At 68.6% G+C, this 21881-nt stretch carries 20 protein-coding genes and 1 pseudogene; 17 read left to right on the forward strand and 4 right to left on the reverse strand.

The features are described 5' to 3' along the window. The first annotated feature begins 17 nt into the window (after positions 1-17). From tnpA to rpoZ, 10 genes and pseudogenes are all read left to right on the forward strand, one after another. Positions 18-332, forward strand: a complete 315-nt coding sequence (tnpA, locus tag BHS09_RS25060) for an IS66 family insertion sequence element accessory protein TnpA (RefSeq protein WP_140787622.1) — start codon at positions 18-20, stop codon at positions 330-332. Between the two features lie 4 nt (positions 333-336). Continuing rightward, positions 337-702, forward strand: a complete 366-nt coding sequence (tnpB, locus tag BHS09_RS25065) for an IS66 family insertion sequence element accessory protein TnpB (RefSeq protein WP_140797277.1) — start codon at positions 337-339, stop codon at positions 700-702. Positions 703-748: 46 nt separating this feature from the next. Then, positions 749-2269: an IS66 family transposase gene (gene tnpC, locus BHS09_RS25070; protein WP_140798131.1), complete on the forward strand. Its 1521-nt coding sequence runs from the start codon at positions 749-751 to the stop codon at positions 2267-2269. A gap of 84 nt (positions 2270-2353) precedes the next feature. Next, positions 2354-3397, forward strand: a pseudogene (locus BHS09_RS25075) (caspase family protein); the annotation flags it as partial. 11 nt (positions 3398-3408) lie between these two features. Beyond that, positions 3409-4368 (forward strand): hypothetical protein, encoded by a 960-nt coding sequence (locus BHS09_RS25080; protein WP_237079809.1) that lies wholly within the window; start codon positions 3409-3411, stop codon positions 4366-4368. 87 nt (positions 4369-4455) lie between these two features. Then, positions 4456-5730, forward strand: a complete 1275-nt coding sequence (locus BHS09_RS25085; protein ID WP_140793916.1) for an AmpG family muropeptide MFS transporter — start codon at positions 4456-4458, stop codon at positions 5728-5730. 371 nt (positions 5731-6101) lie between these two features. Then, positions 6102-6542 carry a DUF1036 domain-containing protein gene (locus tag BHS09_RS25090; protein WP_237079810.1) on the forward strand — a complete coding sequence of 147 codons (441 nt, stop codon included), beginning with the start codon at positions 6102-6104 and terminating at the stop codon, positions 6540-6542. Between the two features lie 148 nt (positions 6543-6690). After that, on the forward strand, positions 6691-8328 hold the full coding sequence (gene pgm, locus BHS09_RS25095; protein WP_140799345.1) for a phosphoglucomutase (alpha-D-glucose-1,6-bisphosphate-dependent): 1638 nt from the start codon (positions 6691-6693) through the stop codon (positions 8326-8328). A 5-nt stretch (positions 8329-8333) separates the two neighbouring features. Continuing rightward, complete coding sequence (locus BHS09_RS25100; RefSeq protein ID WP_328285463.1) at positions 8334-8684, forward strand: DoxX family protein; 351 nt, start codon at positions 8334-8336, stop codon at positions 8682-8684. Positions 8685-8795: 111 nt separating this feature from the next. Continuing rightward, entirely contained in the window at positions 8796-9032 is a 237-nt protein-coding gene (gene rpoZ / locus BHS09_RS25105; protein WP_011554872.1) for a DNA-directed RNA polymerase subunit omega, read from the forward strand. Between the two features lie 15 nt (positions 9033-9047). On the opposite strand, the gene BHS09_RS25110 is transcribed toward rpoZ, so the two are convergent. From BHS09_RS25110 to BHS09_RS25120, 3 genes are read right to left on the reverse strand one after another with little or no spacing between them, the layout of a single operon-like run. Next, positions 9048-9527, reverse strand: a complete 480-nt coding sequence (locus BHS09_RS25110; RefSeq protein WP_140793924.1) for an NUDIX hydrolase — start codon at positions 9525-9527, stop codon at positions 9048-9050. Between the two features lie 36 nt (positions 9528-9563). After that, complete coding sequence (locus BHS09_RS25115; protein ID WP_140793926.1) at positions 9564-10205, reverse strand: hypothetical protein; 642 nt, start codon at positions 10203-10205, stop codon at positions 9564-9566. 12 nt (positions 10206-10217) lie between these two features. Beyond that, the gene (locus BHS09_RS25120) at positions 10218-10817 is read right to left on the reverse strand and encodes a hypothetical protein (RefSeq protein WP_174258889.1); all 600 of its coding nucleotides are present in this window, start codon (positions 10815-10817) and stop codon (positions 10218-10220) included. A gap of 412 nt (positions 10818-11229) precedes the next feature. Here BHS09_RS25120 and groES point away from each other — a divergent pair, with 412 nt between their 5' ends. From groES to BHS09_RS25155, 7 genes are all read left to right on the forward strand, one after another. Then, the gene (gene groES, locus BHS09_RS25125) at positions 11230-11520 is read left to right on the forward strand and encodes a co-chaperone GroES (RefSeq protein ID WP_013941457.1); all 291 of its coding nucleotides are present in this window, start codon (positions 11230-11232) and stop codon (positions 11518-11520) included. Between the two features lie 38 nt (positions 11521-11558). Further along, on the forward strand, positions 11559-13208 hold the full coding sequence (gene groL / locus BHS09_RS25130; RefSeq protein ID WP_140793930.1) for a chaperonin GroEL: 1650 nt from the start codon (positions 11559-11561) through the stop codon (positions 13206-13208). A 151-nt stretch (positions 13209-13359) separates the two neighbouring features. Next, positions 13360-13617 (forward strand): glutaredoxin 3, encoded by a 258-nt coding sequence (grxC, locus tag BHS09_RS25135; protein ID WP_140793932.1) that lies wholly within the window; start codon positions 13360-13362, stop codon positions 13615-13617. Between the two features lie 97 nt (positions 13618-13714). Beyond that, the gene (locus BHS09_RS25140; protein ID WP_174260085.1) at positions 13715-14119 is read left to right on the forward strand and encodes a hypothetical protein; all 405 of its coding nucleotides are present in this window, start codon (positions 13715-13717) and stop codon (positions 14117-14119) included. 87 nt (positions 14120-14206) lie between these two features. Continuing rightward, positions 14207-15256: a hypothetical protein gene (locus tag BHS09_RS25145; RefSeq protein WP_237079811.1), complete on the forward strand. Its 1050-nt coding sequence runs from the start codon at positions 14207-14209 to the stop codon at positions 15254-15256. Between the two features lie 71 nt (positions 15257-15327). Then, positions 15328-16707, forward strand: a complete 1380-nt coding sequence (locus BHS09_RS25150; protein WP_140793938.1) for a sigma 54-interacting transcriptional regulator — start codon at positions 15328-15330, stop codon at positions 16705-16707. A 41-nt stretch (positions 16708-16748) separates the two neighbouring features. Continuing rightward, positions 16749-17942 carry a hypothetical protein gene (locus tag BHS09_RS25155; RefSeq protein ID WP_140793940.1) on the forward strand — a complete coding sequence of 398 codons (1194 nt, stop codon included), beginning with the start codon at positions 16749-16751 and terminating at the stop codon, positions 17940-17942. A 139-nt stretch (positions 17943-18081) separates the two neighbouring features. Here BHS09_RS25155 and smc read toward each other — a convergent pair whose 3' ends face one another. After that, on the reverse strand, positions 18082-21684 hold the full coding sequence (gene smc, locus BHS09_RS25160; protein WP_140799347.1) for a chromosome segregation protein SMC: 3603 nt from the start codon (positions 21682-21684) through the stop codon (positions 18082-18084). Positions 21685-21881: the final 197 nt, after the last annotated feature.

Genomic DNA, 21881 nt, shown 5'->3' on the forward strand with positions numbered 1-21881 from the left:
CGAGGACCCTGGTGGGAATGTCAAAGCCGGTGGAGAAGCAGGAGTGGTTCCGGGTCGCCGAAGCCTTCGAGGCGAGCGGACTGACGCAAAAAGCGTTCTCCTCGCAGCGAGGCGTGCGGCTCAGCACGTTGCAGTCGTGGGTGTACCGGCGCCGACGCCAGCACGGCAGTCAGGCAGAGGTAGTGCGCCTGCTGCCGGTGGAGGTCGCGACGAGGCCCACGGCGACGGAGTCGATGCTGGAGGTGGTAACGGCGAGCGGAGCGCGGGTGCGCTTCGAGGAGGGCACCGACGTCGACTACGTGGCCCGGCTCGTCGCCGCGCTGGGGCGGTGAGGCAGTGTTTGCCCTTCCAGCCTCGGTGCGCGTGGTGCTGGCGACAGAGCCGGTGGACATGCGTAAGTCGATTGACGGCCTGATGGCACTGGTGCGCAGCGCATGGGGCGAGGACGTCTACTCGGGGCACCTCTTCGCCTTCGTCTCGCGCATGGGCGACAGAGTCAAGGTGCTGACGTGGAGTCGAGGCGGCTTCGTGCTGCTGTACAAGCGGCTGGAGACGGGCCGCTTCCGCCTACCACCGGTGGACGCGGGCGCGCAGGTGGTGCACCTGGACGCCACGCAGTTGGCGATGCTGCTGGACGGCATTGACGTGGCGCAGGTGAGGCGCCAGCCTGCCTGGACGCCTCCCGGGCGCACGGGCACCTGACGCGCCGGGCCCGGGACGCAGCGTGGCGGAGGCATGTTGAAGCTGGGTGCCTCGAGAGCTCCCTCAAGACCACTTCTGCCCCTGGCGCGAGGAGGCGGAGGAACTCAAGGCCGAGGTGAGCCGTATCGGCGGGGAGGTGGACGCACTCAAGGGGCAGTTGGCGGCCCTGCAGCGTCACGTCTTCGGCCGCAGGGCGGAGAAGTTGCCGACAGTGGCTGCCGAGCTGCGAGGGGACGCGGACTCGACGGCGGCCCGGGCCGAGGCCGCGAAGCAGAAGCGCCGGGAGAGAGCCTCCCGGAAGGCGGAGGAGGCACCCGCACGGGAGATTCGCCACGCGGTGCCAACCGAGGCGCGCCACTGCCCTGCGTGTGGCGGCGAGGACATGAAGCCACTGGGCAAGGGCCGCGCTTCGGTGCTGTACGAGTACGTGCCGGCGCGCTTCGAGAAGCAAGTGCACGTGCAGGAAGTGCTGGCGTGCGCGTGCGGCCGGGGCGTCGTCACCGCCCCGCCTCCGGCCAGAGTAGTGGACAGGGGCGAGTACGGCCCGGGCTTCATCGCGCATGTGGTGACGTCGAAGTGTGCCGACGCCATGCCGCTGCACCGGCTGGCCCAACGTGTTGAGCGCAGTGGCGTCCCCATGAGTCGCAGCACGCTGACGGACCTCTTCCACCAAGCCGCCTCGGTGCTGCTGCCGCTGTCGCAGCACCTGCTGCAATGCATTGCAGCCGCGGACGTGGTGTGGGCGGACGAGACGCCTCTGCGCGTGCTGGACGTGAAGAAGACGCGGCTGGGTTACCTCTGGACTTTCCTCACCCAGAACGAAGCCGGTGAGTGGCTCATTGGTTACCGCTTCAGCATGGGCCGGGCGAGCAGGACGCCCAAGGAAGTCCTGGGAGGTACCTCGGGTGCGCTCGTGGTGGACGCATACACCGGCTACAACGCGGTGACGCTGCCCCAGGGCCGGGTGCGCGTCGGCTGCTGGGCGCATTGCCGCCGCCGATTCTTCGACGCGCTGGCCACCGCGCCCGAAGCGCGCCATGCCATGGACCTCATCCTCGAACTCTACCGAGTGGAGGCCCAGGCGAGAGGCGCGGACGTGGTGCGCACCGCCGCCCACCGCGCTCTGCGCCAATTGCACAGCGCCCCCGTCCTCGCGCGACTGCACGTCTGGCTTGAAGAACAGACGCCGCGGCCCCCACCCAAGAGTCCGCTGGGCCAGGCCATTTCCTACGCCCTCAAGCAGTGGGCGGCCCTCACGCGCTTCGTCGAGAATGAGCGCCTACCCCTGGACAACAACCGCGCGGAGGCGGCGCTGAGAAAGGCCGCCCTGGGGAGGAAGAATTTTCTCTTCGTCGGCCACGAGGCCGCGGGGGAGAACCTGGCCGGTCTCTACGCGCTGGTGGCCACCTGTGAGGCCAACCAAGTCAATCCCGAGGCATACCTCGCGGACGTCCTGCTGCGCGTTCAGACGCACCCCAACTCCCGCATCGACGAACTGCTGCCCCACGAGTGGAAGCGACGGCGTATCGCCGACCCGCCCAACTCACCTCTCCAGCTCTGCATCTGAACAGCTCGCTCGTCGCGGCGCCCGCCGAACACGCTCCTCGTCCGCCTGCAACCTCTCGCGCCACATCACTGGCCGGACGGTTACAGCGCGGCGGACGAGGACTCCCAGGAGTCGGACGCGCTGGCGGGCAGCTACTTCTCACACCACCTGGCCAGCGGGCTGCTGGGGGACGCGGACCGCAGCGGCGACGGCCGGGTGACGCTCTTCGAGGCGTACTCCCACGCGTATGCCCGCACGGTGGCGGACACGGCAGCCAGCAGCGCGGGGCCGCAACATCCGACGTTCAGCTACGACCTGGCGGGCAACGGCGACCTGGTCCTCACGGACCTGCGCGCCAGCGGCGGAGGGCTCATCGTCCCGGGCGCGGCGCCGGTGGGCACCTACTACTTCGTGGACCCGGGTGGCCTCGTCGTGGCGGAGCTGGACAAGGCGGCGGACGTGGAGCGGCGCGTGGCGCTGGCACCGGGCACCTACCGCGTGAAACGACGGCTTGCGGACCGACTGCGCATCGGCGAGGTGGAGGTGCGGCGAGGCCATCAGGCGGTGCTGCACGAAGCGCGGCTCCAGGACGCCCCCTTCTCCGATGACCCGGTGAAGGGCGGCCTGCGCGCGGATGGCGCCTAGTGGACGCTGGGGCTGGCGGGCGGCGTGCAGTCCTACTTCGATGCACCCACGCGCGACTCACTGTTCCTGTCGGTGGGGATGGTGGGCGCGGAGGCCCAACTCCACGACTACTTCCGCCGCGACTGGGTCTGGGGGCTGGACGTGGCCCTGGGCAGCCGGCGGGCGGTGCTGATGCTCCCGACGCTGACGGGCCCGGGGTACCGCTACTCGATGACGAGCGTGGGCACGTCCCTGACGTCCGAGTGGCCCATGGGCCCCGTGGCGCCCTTCCTGGGCGCGCGGATGGCGTGGCTCATCATGCGCCGCGACTTCGCGGACGAAGCCCTCCCGGACCAGAAGTTCGCCATGTTCTCTCCCGGCCTGGTGGCGGGCATCCGCTGGAATCCCCTGTCCCGGCTGCACCTCACGGCGCGGGCCCGGACCCACTACCTGCTCTACAACGTCGATGCGCAACGCTCGCTGGGCTTCTGGGAGCTGGGCGCGCTGGTGACGTACCAGCCATGAAGGAGCACGCGATGCGACACCTCCCGGTGGCCTGTCTGTGCCTGGCGCTGGCCGCGTGCGGCGGCGACTTCTCCAACGACGACCTGGAGTTCCTCAACGCGCTGCCGCGGCGCGAGGACCTGGCCGCGAAGCTGCCCGCGAAGAACTCGGGGCGCTCGGCCGGTGGGCTGGCGACGCGCTCCTCCGCGCTGGTGGTACGCCTGGGCGAGCCCTCCAAGTTGATGGGCGACACGGAGGAGACAGGGCGCGCCTTCAACGCGAGCGTGGACGCCCTCCTCTCACGGTTGGAGGACATCCGGAGCCTGCCCCCGACGACGCGCGAGCCGGACCGGCGGGTGTGGGGGCCCTACCGGGACCAGAACCACGCGGGCTACGACGTCCGCTTCGTGATGACGCGCGAGGCGCTGAGCTTCGACTACCAGCTCGAGTACCGGAAGACGGGCACGGGCGAGGCCGGGTGGTGGGCCTTCCTGCGTGGCACCTTCGAGTCGGACGCGGGCATCCGCAAGGGCGTGGGCGGCCTCCATCTGGACGTGGAGCGGGCGGAGCAGGAGGGCCTTCCCGCCACCGATGTGACGGCGCTGCGGCGGCTGGACATCCACTACCAGACGAAGGCGCTGCCCACGCGAGTGGAGTTGACCTTCACGCCCAAGAACGGCGCCTTCCCCGTGGCGCGATACACCTACCGAGAGGCCCAGGGCAGCCTGGGCGAGATGCAGTTCCTCATGCCGGGGCAGGACCTGGTGCCGGGCGGGTTGCTGGAGGACCTGAGCCTGACGACGCGCTGGTCCCCGGACGGCCGGGGCATGGCGGTGCTGGACGTGCTGAGCGGCGACATCCGGGGCGCGAAGTACACCGAGTGCTGGGACGTCCGGGGCCGCGTCACCTTCACGGCGCGGAGCTGGGACTTCTTCAATCCCACGGAGGGTGAGCGCGCCACCTGCCCGGACTTCTCCTCGCTGGACGGCTAGGAAGGCAGCCGAGCGTACATTCCCGTGCATGAATGGTGACGCGCGGGGTGGATTCTCTATGCTGGCCGCTGTTCTCCCGCGCCCTCCATGTCCAAGCCCTCCATCCTCGAAGTTCTCAAGAGCCCGCGCATCTGGCTGCTCGTGGCCGTTGGTTTCGCCTCGGGCCTGCCCCTGTGGCTGACGGGCGTCACGCTGTCGGCGTGGATGAAGGACGAAGGCGTCAACTTGAAGACGATTGGCGTCTTCGGCCTCGTGAGCATGCCGTACACCTTCAAGGTGCTCTGGGCGCCGTTGATGGACCGCTACACCCTGCCCTTCCTGGGCCGGCGGCGCGGGTGGATGCTGGTGACGCAGGTGCTGCTCATGGGGGCCATTGCCGCCATGGGCCTGGTGAATCCCAAGGACGCGCCGGTGACCATGGCCGCCATGGCGGTGCTGGTGACGTTCCTGTCCGCCAGTCAGGACATCGTCGCGGACGCGTGGCGCACGGACATCCTCACCGTGGAGGAGCGCGGGCTCGGCAACTCCACGTACATCACCGGCTACCGCCTGGGTATGCTCACCGCGGGCGCCCTGGCCCTGACGCTGTCGGACATCGCCGGCTGGTCCCAGACGTACTTCATCATGGGCCTGCTGATGGCCGTGGGTGTGGTGGCCACGCTCCTGGCCCCGGAGCCCCAGGGCTCGAAGCCGCCGCGCAACCTGACGGACGCGGTGGTGAAGCCCTTCGTGGAGTACTTCACGCGCAAGGGCGCCGTCGCCGTCATCCTCTTCCTGGTGCTCTACAAGCTGGGAGACGCCATCGCCGCCGGAATGGTGACGCCCTTCTACAAAGAGCTGGGCTTCTCCAACACGGAGATTGGCGCGCTCAGCAAGGGCCTGGGCATGGTGTCCACCATCGCGGGTGGCCTGCTGGCTGGCGTGCTGATGGTGAAGCTGGGCACGCGGCGCAGCCTCTTCGTCTTCGGCGCAGCGCAGGCCCTCACCAACCTGATGTTCATGGGGCTGGCGCTGGTGGGAAAGAACGACCTGATGCTGGCGGCCACCATCACCGTGGACAACCTCTGCGGCGGTCTGGCGGTGACGGCCTTCGCCGCCTACCTGATGTCGCTGTGCCACAAGAGCTTCAGCGCCACGCAGTACGCGCTCCTGTCCGCGCTGGGCACGGTGGCCAACCGTCTCATCTCCGCCTCCTCCGGCTACATGGCCGAGTGGCTGGGCTGGCCCACCTTCTTCGCCGGAACCGTGCTGCTCGCCGTGCCCGCGCTGGTGCTGCTCGCGTTCCTCCCGGAGGACGCGGCCGCTCCGTCCAACGAGCCTCCGGAAACCGCCCCAGCCTCACCAAGTGTGTCCACCGCCTGAGTGGCGGCAATGACGCGCAGCCCCCACGCCAACGCCAGACAAAAACAGACACACCCAGAGCAGTCCGCCCTGTGCACTAGTTCACAGACTGGCGCCACGTACCCTCTCCCAAGGGATACGCAGTCATAGGATGCCAATCGCTGTCATCCCAAGGGAGGACTGGTGTGAAACCATCCGAACACATCCTGATGAACAGGCGTTGGCTGCTTCGAGCAGGCACACTGATGGGCCTGGGTGCTGGCACCCTCGCCACCGCGCGAGCCTCCGGGCCTGGTGCGGCGCCGTATGGCGACCTTTTGGAGCCCCATCCATTCGGTGCATGGGGCGATGCCCCCTCCCGTGAAGTCGTCCTGAGCTCCCGACCATGGGATGTGCTCTCCGAACGCCCGGTCGTCAACGCCTCCCCCGGCCTCGTCCGGACGCCCTACGACAACGAGCCGTCCGAGCTGGAACCCAGCCTCCAGAGTTCCTTCCAGCTGCACTTCCGGAACTCCTACGGCCTTCGAATCTGGGTCTGCATTTCGTTCTACGACCCGGTCAACTGCGGCGCCCTGGGCCAGTGGGAAACGCGGGGGTGGTGGACCATCGACCACGGGCAGTCGGCATACGTTCTCAACACGACGCACCGACAAGCCTACTACTACGCGGAGGCCTCCAACGGCGCGTTCTGGGCGGGAAGCACCCACGCCATCTACGCGCCACAGACGGCTTTCAATTCCTGCTTGTGGAACCAGAGAATTGGCGACCGCTACTTGGGGATGCGTCCCGTGAACATCAGCTCGGACGTCTACACGGTGAACCTCACGCCCTGAGCGACAGGCGCCGCGTCACTCGCGCATGCCGTGGCGGCTGGCGCGGGCCTCGGCCCAGGGATGGCGCATCCCAGGAGGATGTAACGCGGTGCACGCTCGCCAGAATCGTTGAGCCTTCCTCCGCGTGGCATGGCTATGTTCCGCGGCCATGGCACACCCGCTCGCTGGCAAGCCCCCACCGGAAGACTTCCTCATCGACCCCGAGAAGCTGCGCGCCGCATACTTCTCCGGCCGGCCCGACGTGGGCGTGCCGGAGCAGCGCGTCGCCTTCGGTACGTCCGGGCACCGCGGATCCTCCGCGCGCAACAGCTTCAACGAAGGCCACATCCTCGCGGTGACGCAGGCCATCTGCGAGTACCGCCAGCAGCAGGGCATCGACGGGCCGCTCTTCCTGGGCATGGACACCCACGCCCTCTCCGCCCCCGCGCAGCAGACGGCGCTGGAGGTGCTGGCGGCGAACAGCGTGCAGGTGCGCTTCACGGATGGCGCCACGCCCACGCCCGTCATCTCCCACGCCATCCTCACGTACAACCGCGGCCGCACGGCGGGGCTCGCGGACGGCATCGTCATCACCCCGTCCCACAACCCGCCGGAAGATGGTGGCATCAAGTACAACCCGCCCAACGGCGGCCCCGCGGACACGAACGTCACCTCCGTCATCGAGAAGCGCGCCAACGCGCTGCTGGGCACAGGCAACGCGGGCGTGCAGCGCATCCCCCACGAGCGCGCGCGCACCGCGCCCACGGTGAAGCCGTACGACTTCATCACTCCGTACGTGGAGGACCTGGGCACCGTCATCGACATGGAGGCCCTGCGCGGAGCGAAGCTGCGCATCGGCGCGGACCCACTCGGCGGCTCCAACGTCGCGTACTGGGAGCCCATCGCCACTCGCTACGGGCTGAACATGCACGTGGTGAACCCCACGGTGGACCCGACGTTCCGGTTCATGCCGCTGGACCACGACGGGAAGATTCGCATGGACTGCTCGTCCCCGCATGCCATGGCGAACCTGGTGCGCCTGAAGGACGCGTATGACATCGCGTTCGGCAACGACGCGGATTCGGACCGGCACGGCATCGTCACCCGCAGCATGGGGCTGATGAACCCGAACCACTACCTGGCGGTCGCCATCGACTACCTCTATCGCAACCGGCCCGGCTGGAAGCCTGGCACCGCGGTGGGCAAGACGCTGGTGAGCAGCAGCCTCATCGACCGCGTGGCGAAGGATTTGGGCCGCCGCGTCGTCGAGGTGCCGGTGGGCTTCAAGTGGTTCGTGGATGGGCTGCTGGATGGCTCGCTGGGCTTCGGCGGCGAGGAGAGCGCCGGCGCGTCCTTCCTCCGCAAGGACGGCACCGTGTGGACCACGGACAAGGACGGCATCATCCTGGACCTGCTGTCGGTGGAGATCCTCGCGCGCACCGGGAAGGACCCCGGCGAGCACTACCAGGCCCTGGCGGCGAAGTTCGGCGCGCCGCTCTACACGCGCATCGACCAGCCAGCCACCGCCGCGCAGAAGGCCGCGCTGAAGAAGCTGTCCCCGGAGGCGGTGAAGGCCACCACGCTGGCCGGTGAGCCCATCCTCCAGCGCCTCACCCGCGCGCCCGGAAACAACGCGGACATCGGCGGGCTCAAGGTGGTGGCGGAGAACGGCTGGTTCGCCGCGCGTCCCTCCGGCACCGAGGACGTCTACAAAATCTACGCGGAGAGCTTCCGCGACGAAGCCCACCTCCAAGCCATCCTCCAAGAGGCGCGCGCCATCGTCAGCGAGGCGTTCGCGTCCACTTGAGCGGCGTGAAGCTCGTCCTTCAGTACGTGCTCGCCCTACTGATGGTGGGCGCGGGGCTGAACCACTTCCGCAACCCGCGCATGTACCAGCGCATCATGCCCCCGTACCTGCCGTTCCACGGGCCGCTGGTGTTCTGGAGCGGCGTGGCGGAGGTGCTGCTGGGCGTGGGCCTAGTCATCCCCCAGACGAGCCGGCTGGCCGCCTGGGGCCTCGTCGCCCTGTTCATCGCCGTCTTTCCGGCCAACCTCTACATGGTGCAGCACCCGGAGCGGTTCCGGAAAATCCCCCCGGCCCTGCTCTGGCTGCGGCTGCCCCTGCAGGCGGTCCTGATCCTCTGGGCCTGGTGGTACACCTGAGCCGGGCCGCCCGCCCGGCTGCCCTCCGGTGCGTCCTTCCTTGACTCGCCGGGGGGTGCTCTTTAGTTTCAGAGGCTTCCAGTAGCCCCACCGAAATCCGAAGGACGTTCCATGGCTCGCGTTACCGTCGAAGACTGCCTCCCCCTCGTCGACAACCGGTTCGCGCTGGTGCTGCTCGGCGCCAAGCGCGCGCGGCAGCTGATGGCGGGTGCCCGCCCCATCCTCGAGCAGTCCAAGAACAAGCCCCCCGTGCTGTCCCTGCGCGAGGTGGCCACCGGCCGCGTGAAGTTCGACCGTGACGTGCGCGAGGCGCTGTCCGGCAAGTACACGGGCGACGAGCCCAAGTAGTCCCCGCGGTTCTCTTCAGCCCCCTTCCTTCCCGGCAATGCTCGCCGGGGAGGAGGCTTCGGGGAGCAGGCCCTGGGAGCGCAACCAGCGCACCGCCCGCGAGGCAACGGCCTTCTCTCCTTTGTAGCCCAGCAGCGGCACCAGTTGGACCACCGGCACCCAGCGCACCTCGTCCACTTCGATGCGCGGCCCCGGCAGCGGCCCCAGCTCTCCCTCCTGATAGCGGAACAGGAAGAAGTGGACGCGCTTGAAGATGCGCTGTCCGCGGAACTGGTACACGTAGCGAATCTCGCCCAACGGGGCCATGAGCGACACGGACAGCCCCGTCTCCTCACGCACCTCGCGGCTCGCCGTCTGCTCCGGCGACTCACCCGGGTCCACGTGCCCCTTGGGGAGCGCCCATAAGGTGCGGCCATGGGGACGGATGACGGCCACCTCCCAGTGACCGGCACTCTCCCGGATGACGACACCGCCTGCGGACGCCTCGCGTGGCATACCCGCCCACCCTACCCGATGCGGAAGGAAAGGTGCTCACCCGCCATGCGCGAAATGGCGAAGCTTGGCCTCCGCCCCCAGCCGGTAGGCGTAGCGCAGGTCCCCCAGGAGCCGGTCCAACCGCCGGGCGACGACGTGCCCCATCAGCCGCGCGCAGAAGCGGCGTGACAGCCGGTTCGCCTCCTCGTAGCGCCACCGCTCCTGGACGGAGAGCTGCTTGCGGTAGGACACCCGCTCGAAGAGACGATGGAGCAGCTCCCGCGCCCAGGCCCCCACGCCTTCGCCCCACCGGTGCAGCAGGCACACCGCGAACTTGTCCACCTCCGCCTGCGCTTCCAGCTCCAGCAGCGACACCGTCCGGCCGTGGGCCGCCGTGTGGGCCACGTAGAGGAAGTGGCTCACGCCTTCGGCCAGCTGGCAGTAACCGGCCAGGTCGCTGTCCAGCACGTACCCCAGCGGACCGGATTCGTAGGGCTTGAGCCTGTCGAGCAGCGCCGGTGACAGGTAGAGGGCCAGCTCCAGCGCGTCGCCCGCCTCGTGCACCAGCAGCTCCTCGTCGGCGCGGCCGGTGCCTCCCAATTGGGCGGCGGCCTCCGTGTCCACCACGAAGACCTCCGCCCTTGCCTCGCACGTGAAGCCGTAGATGGCCTCCAGGTGGTCCTGAACGCGGCCAATCATCCCCACCTCCGGCTAGTTGACGAGCTGTCCCTTGGGCCGCGGCATCATCCCCGCGTCGAGCAGCACGCGCTCCAGCCTGTCACTCCCGGTGCGGACCCACGCCTCATAGACTTTCAGCGCGCCGCTGGGGCCGGCCTGCACCATGCCCCGCGCGGAGATCTCCTCCAGCACCTCCACCACCTTGCGGAACTTCTCGCACAACTCCCGGTACACCTGCGCGAAGCCCGCCGCCGGCGTCAGCTCCGCCACGTGGCCATACGCCGTGCCGCCCATCTGGATGTAGTAGTCCGGCCCCACCACGCCGCTCTGCAGCGCGCCGGAGAAGAAGCCGGCGGTGTACAGCGACACGTCGCCCAGCCGGCGCAGGGTGCGGATGCGCTCGGCGCGCTCCTGCTGCAAGGCCTGGTGGTAGAGGATGGCCAGGGGCTCGTGGTCCTTGCGCCCGTCCTCCTCGCGGGTGAACAGCTTGTCGGTGACGGCGAACTCGGACAGCAGGTTCACCAGGTAGAACTCCGTCACCTCCGCCAGTTCTACCCGCTGCCGCCCCGTGACCTCGCCCAGAAGAGACTTGAAGAACTCCTTCAGAGACAGGGACGCCACCAGTCCACTCATTGACACCTCCCGTCATTCCCCGGGCGGACGTCGCCCGGAGGAGACCTGGGAAGGGTAGCAATCAGGTGCGGGCACGGCAAAGCCACTCCCAGTGATTCCGGGCACTTGCGTTAGCACTCTGGTATCGCGAGTGCCAATCCAGGGCCCTGAGGCAGGCCGCCGGGCATGGCGCCAGGGGTAGAGGATGTCACTGGAAAACCCCAGCAATGCCGCGCAGTTGGCACGTTCAGGAGCGGTCAGCCAGCGTCGCTTGACGGGTCGACTTCGCTGGTTATTATCCGCCGCGCCTGGGCGTTAGCACTCATGAGGTGCGAGTGCTAACCCCATGGGTCGCGAGGCCCTTTTTCAACCCCCAAGCAGCTTTCGGTCGCCACCGGAAACGGCGCCGGAAGCGACATGTAAGGAGCAGGCCATGAAGATTCGTCCCCTGCAGGATCGGCTCATCGTCAAGCGCGTCGCCGAGGAGAACAAGACCAAGGGCGGCCTCTTCATCCCCGACACGGCGAAGGAGAAGCCCCTGGAGGGCAAGGTCGTCGCCGTGGGTAACGGCAAGGTGCAGGAGGACGGCAAGGTCCGTCCGCTGGACATCAAGGCCGGCGACACCATCCTGTTCAGCAAGTACGCGGGCACCGAGATCAAGCTCGACGGCGAGGAGCACCTCATCCTCCGTGAAGAGGATGTGCTCGGCGTCATCGAGAAGTAATCCGGTCTCCCACACTCTTCCTTCAAGGAACCATCCAAATGGCGAAGGACATTCTTTTCGACGTGCGCGCGCGTGAGGCCATCCTCCGCGGCGTCAACATCCTGGCCGATGCGGTCAAGGTCACCCTGGGCCCCAAGGGCCGCAACGTCGTCATCGAGAAGAGCTTTGGCTCCCCGACCATCACCAAGGACGGTGTGACGGTCGCCAAGGAGATCGAGCTCGAGAACAAGTTCGAGAACATGGGCGCGCAGATGGTCAAGGAGGTTGCCTCCAAGACGTCTGACGTCGCCGGTGACGGCACCACCACGGCCACCGTGCTGGCGCAGGCCATCTTCCGCGAGGGCGCGAAGCTGGTCGCCGCGGGCCACAACCCGATGGAGATCAAGCGCGGCATCGACAAGGCCGTGGCCACCATCGTCGCCGAGCTGAAGAAGCTGGCCAAGCCGACCAAGGACAAGAAGGAGATTGCCCAGGTCGGTACCATCTCCGCCAACGGTGACGAGACGATCGGCACCATCATCGCGGACGCGATGGAGAAGGTGGGCAAGGAAGGCGTCATCACCGTCGAAGAGGCCAAGGGCCTGGAGACGACGCTGGACGTGGTCGAGGGCATGCAGTTCGACCGCGGCTACCTGTCCCCGTACTTCGTGACGGACCCGGAGCGCATGGAGGCGGCGCTCAACGACGCGCTCATCCTCATCAACGAGAAGAAGATCTCCTCGATGAAGGACCTCCTGCCCATCCTGGAGCAGGTCGCCCGCGCCGGTAAGCCCCTGCTCATCATCGCCGAGGACATCGAGGGCGAGGCCCTGGCCACCCTGGTGGTCAACAAGATCCGCGGCGTGCTGAACGTGTGCGCGGTGAAGGCGCCGGGCTTCGGTGACCGCCGCAAGGCCATGCTCGAGGACATCGCCACCCTGACGGGCGGCAAGATGATCGCCGAGGACCTGGGCATCAAGCTGGACACCATCACCCTCCAGGACCTGGGCCGCGCGAAGCGCCTCACGGTGGACAAGGACAACACCACCATCGTGGACGGTGCTGGCAGCCAGCAGGAGATCGAGGCGCGCGTGAAGCAGATCCGCGCCCAGATTGAAGAGACCTCCAGCGACTACGACCGCGAGAAGCTCCAGGAGCGCCTGGCGAAGCTCGTGGGCGGCGTGGCCGTCATCAACGTCGGCGCGGCCACCGAGACGGAGATGAAGGAGAAGAAGGCCCGCGTCGAGGACGCGCTCAACGCGACCCGCGCGGCCGTGGAAGAGGGCGTCGTCCCTGGCGGCGGCGTGGCCTACATCCGCTGCCTCAAGGCGCTGGAAGGCCTGCAGCTGACCGGTGGTGAGAAGTTCGGCGTGGACATCATCCGCCGCGCGGTCGAGGAGCCCCTCCGCCAGATCGTCGGCAACGGCGGCCTGGAGGGCAGCGTGGTGGTGAACAAGGTCAAGGAGTCCTCCGGTCCGTTCGGCTTCAACGCCGCCACGGGCACCTACGAGGACCTGCTGGCCGCCGGCGTCATCGACCCGGCCAAGGTCAGCCGCACCGCGCTGCAGAACGCGGCGTCCGTGTCCTCGCTGATGCTCACCACCGAGGCCATGGTGGCGGAGCGTCCGAAGGAGGAGAAGGACCTCCCCGCCGGCGGTGGCATGGGCGGGATGGGTGGCATGGGCGGCATGGGCGGCATGGGCATGTAGTCCGCCCCTCACCCCGGCATCCGTCCGGGGTGACGTCCTGAACGCGGCCTCCGGCTCCCTCATGGGGACCCGGAGGCCGTCGTCTTTGCGGGCTGGGTGGCGACGCGCCTTCCCGGCCCTTACTTTGGTGAATACGAAGGAGGAGACACCCGTGAAGCCCGTGAAGATTTTTACGACCACCTACTGTGGCTACTGCGTCCGCGCCAAGGACCTGCTCAAGCGCAAGGGCGTGGATTACGAAGAGGTGGATGTCACCGGAGACGACGACCTGCGCGCGAAGCTCGTGGAGATGAGCGGTGGTCAGCGCACCGTGCCGCAAATCTTCATCGGCGACACGCACGTCGGCGGCTACTCGGACTTGTCCCGCCTGGACACCGAGGGCCGCCTGGAGCCGATGCTCCAGGCCTGAGCACCCCAGGCAGGCGGCCAGGCGCCCCCGCCAAGGCTCCCGGCCTGCGGTGCATAGGTTTCTCCCCGTGGCACTTCACTCATCCACGGGAGGCGGCATGGCAGGCGAAGAGCGGCAGACGGGGACCCGGGACGAGCAGTACAACCTCATCAGCGTCCTGTATCACCTGCTCAAGGGTGCCTCGACCAGTGAGGCGTACATCCGGGATGCCGAGGAAAACGGCGACCCGGAGCTCGCCCAGTTCTTCCGCGATTGGCAGGAGGAGCAGCGAAACCTCGCCGAGCGGGCCAAGAATCTGCTCGGCGCCCGCATGGCGGGCGTCTCCAGGGCGGGCACCGGCCGCAAGCGCTCGGCCCAAGGAGGCAGGCGCGGCGCGGACTCGGTGGAGAAGCAACCCACCAACGCGAGCGTTGCCTCGGGCGGCAATGACACGACGCGTGACGCCGTGGACGAGGAGCTGATGGAGACCTTCCCCGCCAGCGACCCGCCAGCCCGCTACTGAGGCCCCATCCGGATTCCTGCGTCCTTCCGCGAGGGAGTGACGCAGGATTCTGGATTCTGGCCGAACGTTCGTCTTGTATGGGGGGTCGTGAAACACACCGTCCCCTTCCACTGCCCGCGCCTGGTGCTGCTGCTGGTGGCCATCCTGGCCGCGGCCTGCCGGAGCACGCCCTTCCAGGTGCGTGGCGCCGTGCCCGAATCGCTGGGCGCGTCCGCGGTGGTCGTCCAGCCCTTCGGCTTCCAGTGGGCGGAGCCTGACTGGCGCGCCGTGGAGTTGTCTCAGCGGCTGGTGAATGTGGCCCTGGCGCAGGCCGGTGACGCGGCCCTCTTCTTCGGCCCCACCGAGCTGCAGGTGGCGCGGCCCGGCGAGGAAGGCGGTAACGGGCTGACGCGCGCTGTGGTGGCGGCATTGGCCTCCTACGGCGTCCGGCCTGACGGGTTGATGGTCCTCCGCCCCTCGGCGGAGCAACGCATCCAGTCCGGTGAACGTGAACTGATTGACACCGAGGGCTACACGGTGGGCCAGAGCGCCACCGAGGTGGTGATGTACGTGGGCCGTGTCGAGGTCCTCCACCCCGCCACGCAAGAGGTGGTGCTGGAGGTCTTCGGGGAGGCCACCGTGAATCCCTACGCAGACATCCTTGATGAGGGCGCGGACCCGGCTCCGGAGCTGACGCGCCTCATGGAGGAGCTCACGCGCGAAGCACTCCGCGGCCTGTCGAGCCACCTGAAGCCACCCCGCGCGCCCGCCCCCGCGCTGGCCTCCTCCCTGGCGTGGGCGCCGTGGGACGTGCTCGACATGGCGGCGTGGATGCCCAAGGACAGCACAGACCTGGAATTGCCGCCGGGTCTGCAAGAAGCCGGGCAGGACCCGCGAAGCCTGCGCGTCCAGCGCCTGCGCTTCGCCAACCCGGACGCGGACACCGCGCTGCTGGAAACGCTGGCGTTGCGCCCCGGCGGCCTCTATGTGCGCGCCGCACCCGAGGGCGCGAAGCTCTCCGCGGGGGACCTGGTGCTCACGCTCGACGGCCGCCCTGCACTTCCCCAGACACTTGCCCGCGCACGGCTGGCGCTCGTGCCAGTCGAAGCGCGCGTTCAACAACCCTCAGGCAGGATTGTTCCACTCGTACTGCCTTGAGTTTTCCCGATGTGAAGAGGCTCGCGTCGGGCTTGCCCGCCCATGCGACTCGCACCTAAAGAGGACCCGATATGGATAGGCCCGAGGTCACCCAGACCACTCAGACGGAGCAGGAAGGCCGCACCACCCGAATCCCCATCCCCGAATGGACGGTGGAGGTGGTTGCCGGACCTGACAAGGGCAAGAAGGTGAAGACGCAAGACGGACTGGTCCGCGTGGGCTCCGACAGCGCCTGCGACCTGGTCCTCACCGACGCCACGGTGAGCCGCCGCCACCTGGAGGTGGAGCGCACCTCGCGCGGGCTGATGCTGCGCGACACCGGCAGCCGCAACGGCACCTTCCTGGACGGCCGTCAGGTGGTGCAGGCCTACCTGACCAGCGGCGACAAGGTGGAGCTGGGTAAGACGAAGCTCTCCGTGAAGGTCGCCCCGCGTCCCACCGAGGTGGAGGTGGCGGGGGCGGAGTCCTTCGGCGCGCTGGTGGGCGCCTCGGAAAAGATGCGCTGGGTCTTCACGGAGCTGCGCCGCATCGCCCGCGAGGACATGAGCCTGCTCGTGGAGGGTGAGACGGGCACCGGCAAGGAGCTGGCGGCGCGCGCGGTGCACCAGCACTCGGCGCGGCGCCACGGCCCCTTCAAGGTCGTGGACTGCAACCTCATCTCCGAGGAGAAGGCCGAGCGCGAGCTCTTCGGCGGCCTGCGCGCGGGTGACGGCGAGGACCGCGAGGCCCGGGGCGTCTTCGAAGCGGCCCGGGGCGGCACCCTCTTCATGGACGAGGTGGGCGAGCTGCCGCTGCCCGTGCAGGGAAAGCTGCTGCGCGTGCTGGAGACGCGCGAGGTGCCGTCGCTGGACGGCCAGCCGGTGGCGGTGGACGTGCGCGTCATCGCCTCCACCCACCGGAACCTGGAAGAGGACGTGCGCCAGGGCCGCTTCCGCGCGGACCTGTACTTCCGGCTCGCGGTGGCGCGCGTGCGCCTGCCGCCCCTGCGCACCCGGCGGGACGATTTGCCCGCGCTAGCCCAGGCCCTGGCCCAGACGCTGCGCGCCAGCATCACCCTCACGCCCCAGACGCTGGCCCTCTTCGAGGGCTATGAGTGGCCGGGCAACGTGCGCGAGCTGCGCAACGTGCTGGAGCGCGGCGCCCTCATGGAGGAGACGGGCAACAGCAGCTGGCTGGACTTCCTCGCCCAGCCCTCGCGACGCGCGGAGGGACAGGCCCCCACCACCCAGGTGGCCACGCTGGTGGGCACCCTGCCCTACCACGAGGCCAAGGACAGGGTGCTGGCCGACTTCGAGCGCCTGTATTTCGCCGAGGTCATGAAAACCGTGGGCTTCGACATGAAGGCCGCGGAGCAGCGCACCGGCCTGTCCATGCAGAGCCTTTATCGCCTTTTGAAAAAGAACGGGCTTCGGCTCAAGGACCTCAAGAACGCCGAGGGCCTGGAGAAGTAAAGAAGTCCGCACGCAGGTCCACCTCTAGGGAGAACAACCGCATGTTGCGTCGTGTTGCCGTAGCCTCCGTCGTCTTCACTGCCGCTTGCGCCGGCCAGCAGAAGCCCGCAGCCCAGGCCGGACAGCCCACGTCGACCGAGGAGCGTGTCCGCATCACCAACCAGCCCCCGTTCGACCTGGTGAATTGCTTCCCGCGCGAGCTCCAGCTTCCGGAGCAGGCGAGCCAGGGCGTCGTGCTGGGCGCGCTACTCACCACGCGTCCCCAGGTGATGGAGTGCCTGGTGGACCCGAAGCACCGGGGCGCGGAGAAGAGCACCACGGTGGAGGTCAAGACGACCGTCACGGAGCAGGGCGGCTCGCACGCCGTCACCGGGACGAACCTCACCCCGGAAGGCCAGGCCTGCATCCAGAAGGTGGTGGACACCCAGGTGAAGTTGTCCGCGCTGCCCAAGGGCGCGCAGCCGGTGGAGGCGGCCATCCCCTTCGAGCACACCACCAGCGGCCTCAACTCCGTCACCTTCAACATCAACGAGGGCTCGGACTTCACCGGCGCGGTGCGCCTCGCGCAGCAGAGCTGGTGTGACTGCTACGCCAACTTCAAGGAGCAGGTCCCGCCGCCGCTGACGGCGAAGATCAAGCTGCTGAAGACGCAGCCCACCCCGGCCGAGGTCACCTTCGCGCCCTCCGGCAACACCGAGGCGGACCAGCTGGCCGCCTGCCTCCAGCCGAAGATCGCCGCGCTGCCGGCGAAGCTGACCTCCGACGAGCTGGGCTTCTCCTACCGCTTCGTCCACTTCGACTCGTCCGCGCCGGACGCCGCGTCGGCCGCCCTGCCGCCCGAGCTGCGCTTCCTCCAGCTGGACCTCAACCGCACCCAGCGCGCGGCGGACTCGGCCATCGCCGACGGCGCCCGCACCCCGGCGGCCCTGGCCTACGCCGAGGTCGTGGACCGCTACCAGAAGACCAAGAACTGGCGCCTGTTCGACGAGATGTCCAGCAAGTGCGACGCGCTGGTGAAGGCGGACGCGAACGTCATCGAGTCCATCAAGGCCCGCCAGGCCACGGACCAGGCCGCGCTGGCGCTGGCCACGGAGATGGCGGCGAAGGACGCGGAGAACTGGGGTGACGTCGTCATCGCCACCCAGAAGAACGTCGACGAGTCGGTGAAGGAACTGGCCGACGCGGAGAAGATGGCCGCGCAGGACAAGGCCGCCTGCCCGAAGAAGAAGTTCTAGGAGTCCCCCGCCCCACGGCGGAAAAACACGAAGGCGCGGGAGCCCGGAAGCCGGGGCCCGCGCCTTCTGTGTTTCGGGGAGAAACCGTCGCCGCGGGGCGGACACCGGAGGCCCGGTGCCCCGCCCGCCCGGGACGGGCCTACGCCGCCGTCACCTTGTCGTCGTTGGCCGCGCCCGCCTCGCGCATGCGCACGCTGACGAGCTTGGAGATGCCCGGCTCCTCCATGGTGACGCCGTAGAGGGTGTTGGAGACCTCCATGGTCCGCTTGTTGTGGGTGATGAGGATGAACTGCGACTGCTTGCTCATCTCCTTCACCATGTCGTTGTAGCGGCCCACGTTGCCCTCATCCAACGGCGCGTCGACCTCGTCGAGGAGGCAGAAGGGCGTCGGCTTGATGAGGAAGATGCCGAAGATGAGGCCCACGGCGGTGAGGGCCTTCTCGCCACCCGACAGCAGGTTGACGCTCTGCAGCTTCTTGCCGGGCGGCTGGGCGACGATTTCCACGCCCGGCTCCCCGCCCGGCCCCTCGTTGGTGAGGATGAGGCTGGCCCGGCCACCGCCGAACAGGCGCGGGAAGATGGCCTGGAACTTCTCGTTCACCACGTCGAAGGTCTGCTTGAAGCGCTCGCGGCTGGTGGCGTCGATGCGCTGGATGGCCTCCTTCAGCTGCTCGATGGAGGACTGCAGGTCCTGCTTCTGCGCGGTGAGGAAGTCGTAGCGCTTGGACAGCTCCGCGTGCTCGTCGATGGCGGTGAGGTTGATCTCCCCCATCTTCTCCACCTGCGCGCGCAGGTCCTTCAGCTCCGCCTCCGTCTCCGGGGCCAGCGCGGCCAGCATGTGGTACTTGTGCAGTTCGTTCGCCAGCTCCACCTGATGCCGCTCGCGGATGCCCCCCGCCAGGTGCTCCAGCTCCAGGGCGATTTCGCGCTCCCGCAGCGAGATTTGCGACAGGCCCTGCATCAGCTCGTCCACGCGGCCGCGCAGCTCGCGGAACGTCGCGTCCTGCTCACGCACTTCCGCGGAGGCCGTGGTGTGCGCCGCGCGGCGCGCCTCCAGCCCTTCCGCGGCGAGCCGGTGCTCCTCGGCGCGCTGGGACAGGCCGCCCTCGGTGTCCGTCGTGCGCCGCGCCAGCTCCTCGACGCGCGCCCCACCCTCCACCACCGTGGCCTGGAGCCGGGTGATGCGCGTCTCCATGTCCTTGCGCTGGGAGACGAGGCTGTCCAGCTCCTTGCGGGCCGACTCGCCACGCTCGCTGCCGGCGGCCACCTTGATGCGCAGGCCCGTCAGCTCGCCGTTGGCCGTCTCCGCGCGCAGGCGCAGCGACTCCTGTTCGGCCACCAGCTGCTTCACCCGCTCCTCACGGCCCTCTCGGTCCGCCTGGCCGTGCGCCACCTCGCCGCGGCTCGCCTCCTCCTCGTGCCCCAGGGCCTGGTGGCTCTGGGTAAGCTGCCCCTCCTCCACTTCCAGGGCCCGCACCCGCTCGCGCACGCGGGCCAGGTCCTCGCCCGCCTTGTGCAGGTCCTTCTCCTGGCTGGCGAGGTTCAGCTCCTCGGCGTGCTGATTCTTCGCCAACCCCTTGAGGACGCCCTCCGCGTGCCCCATCTGCTTCTGGAGCGTGTAGTGCCGGGTGAGAATCTCGTTGTAGCGCTCCTCCACGCGGGCCACCTCGGTGGCCAGCTCGGCGATTTCGCGCTTCTTCTGGAGCGCGCCCACCGCCGCGCCCTCGCTCTCACCGCCGACGATGGTGCCGTCCGGGCGGAACACCTCGCCCTCCACCGTCACCAGCGTGCACGCCGGGCCGCCCGACTCGGTCCACGCGCGCGCCGTGGACACGTCCTGGACGATGACGACGTCCCCCAGCAGCAGCTGGACGAGCGGCGTCAGCGCCTCCTCACACGTCACCTCACGCAGGGCATGCGCGAGCACGCCGGGCTGGCTGAAGTCCGGCTCCAGCGGGGCCGGCAGCGCATCCAGCGCGGGCACCGGGAGGAAGCTGCCCCGGCCCTCGGCGTGGCCCTTGAGGTAGTCCACCAGCTCCACGCCCTTGTCGCGGCTCTCGACGATGACGTGCTGGAGCCGCTCCCCCAGGGCGGCCTCCACCGCGCGCTCGTAGCGCGGGGTGACATTGATGACGTCCGCCACCAGGCCGAAGATGCCCTGCTCACGGGCCTGCACACCGGCGCGCGTCATCACGGCGCGCACGCCGCGGTCGAAGCCGTCGTAGTTCTTCTGGATGTCTTCCAGCGTGGAGAGGCGGCTGCGCTTGTCGCTCAGCTCCTCCCGCAGCGCGATGACCTCGATTTCGTTCTCCGTGAAGGCCGCGCGGGTGCGGGTGAGCGCGTCCTCTTCCTGGCCCTTGCGCTCGGCCAGCTCCGCGGCGAGGTGCCGGGTGTCCTCCACCCGCTTCGCCACGTCGCCCCGGACGTTCTCCAGGGTCTGCTCCTGGGCGCGCAGGGTCTCCAGCTCGCCCTGGAGCTTCGCGCGGCGGGCGCCCAAATCCCCCCGCTGGCGGGCGAGGTTGACCAGGTTGCTCTCGTGGTTGGCCAGGCGCGTGGCCACGGCCACCAGGCCGGCGCGCTCCTGCTCCAGGCGCAGCGCCACCTCTGTCTGGAGCTGGGACACGCGGCGCAGTTCCTCCTGCGCCACCTGCATCGCGACCTCGTCCTCCTTCCACGAGCCGGCGATGCCCGACAGCTCCGCCTCGCGGGCGGCCATGGCCTCGGACATCTCCGCCTTGCGCGCCAGGAGCCCGTCCAGCTCCACCTGGGCGGCGGCCACGCGGGCCCGCGTCTCCTCCAGGTCGCGCTTGCCGTAGGTCATCTCCTGCGTGTCGCGCTGCAGGGAGCTCTCCAGCGTGTGCACCTCCGCGGCCAGCGCCTGGAGCGCGGCGGACTCCGCCTCCAGCTCCGCGCGGCGCCGGGTGATGGTCTCCTCCAGCTCCTTCACGCGGTCCAGGCTCTCCCGTTCCTCGGAGCCCAGGTTCTCCAGCCGCGACTGGAGCATCTTCTTCTCCGCCATCAGCTCCAGCTGGCGGTGCGTGGCCGCGTGCAGGTCGATGTCCCGCATGCGCGACTTGAGCTTCTTGTACTTCTCCGCCTTCTTCGCCTGGCGCGACAGCGCGTCGAGCCGCTTCTCCAGCTCGTTGGTGATGTCGGTGACGCGCAGCAGGTTGGCGTCGGTCGCCTCCATCTTGCGCTCGGCGGCCTTGCGGCGGGCCTTGTACTTGGTGACGCCCGCGGCCTCCTCCAGCAGATGGCGCCGGTCCTCCGGCTTGCTGGACACGATGAGGCCCACGCGGCCCTGTTCGATGATGGAGTACGCCTTGGTGCCCACGCCGGTGCCGAGGAACAACTCGGTGATGTCCAGCAGCCGGCAAAGCGTCTTGTTGATGAGGTACTCGGAGTCGCCGTTGCGGAACAGGCGCCGCGTCACCGTGACTTCGGAGAAGCCCTGGTACTGGGGCGCGAGCTGGTCCGTGTCATCCACGATGAACGTGAGCGACACCTCCGCCATGGACAGCGGCGGCTTGTTCTCCGAGCCGTTGAAGATGACGTCCTCCATGCCGCGGCCACGGAGGTTCTTCGCGCTCTGCTCACCCATCACCCAGCGGATGGCGTCCACGACGTTGGACTTGCCGCAGCCGTTGGGCCCGACGATGCCCGTCACGCCTTCATCGAACGTGAAGACACTCCGTTCCATGAAGGACTTGAAGCCGGTGATGTCCAACCGCTTGATTCGCATGCCAGCGGGCTCCTAGAGCGGGCTCGGTACGAGGAGAAAATCGCGCGCGAGGCCGAAAAATCGGCCTCTGAGCGTTCAGCAGAAAGGAGTACCAGCCACCTTCCAGACGATCAAGCATGGCCATGCCACGCATCGCCATACGTTCGGTTGCCTGGTCTGCGACAGAGCGGACGTGCTCTGTAGCTGTAGCGCGCGCA

Origin of the sequence: Myxococcus xanthus (assembly GCF_006402735.1) — a bacterium.
In the GTDB taxonomy this organism is placed as follows: Bacteria; Myxococcota; Myxococcia; order Myxococcales; family Myxococcaceae; genus Myxococcus; species Myxococcus xanthus_A.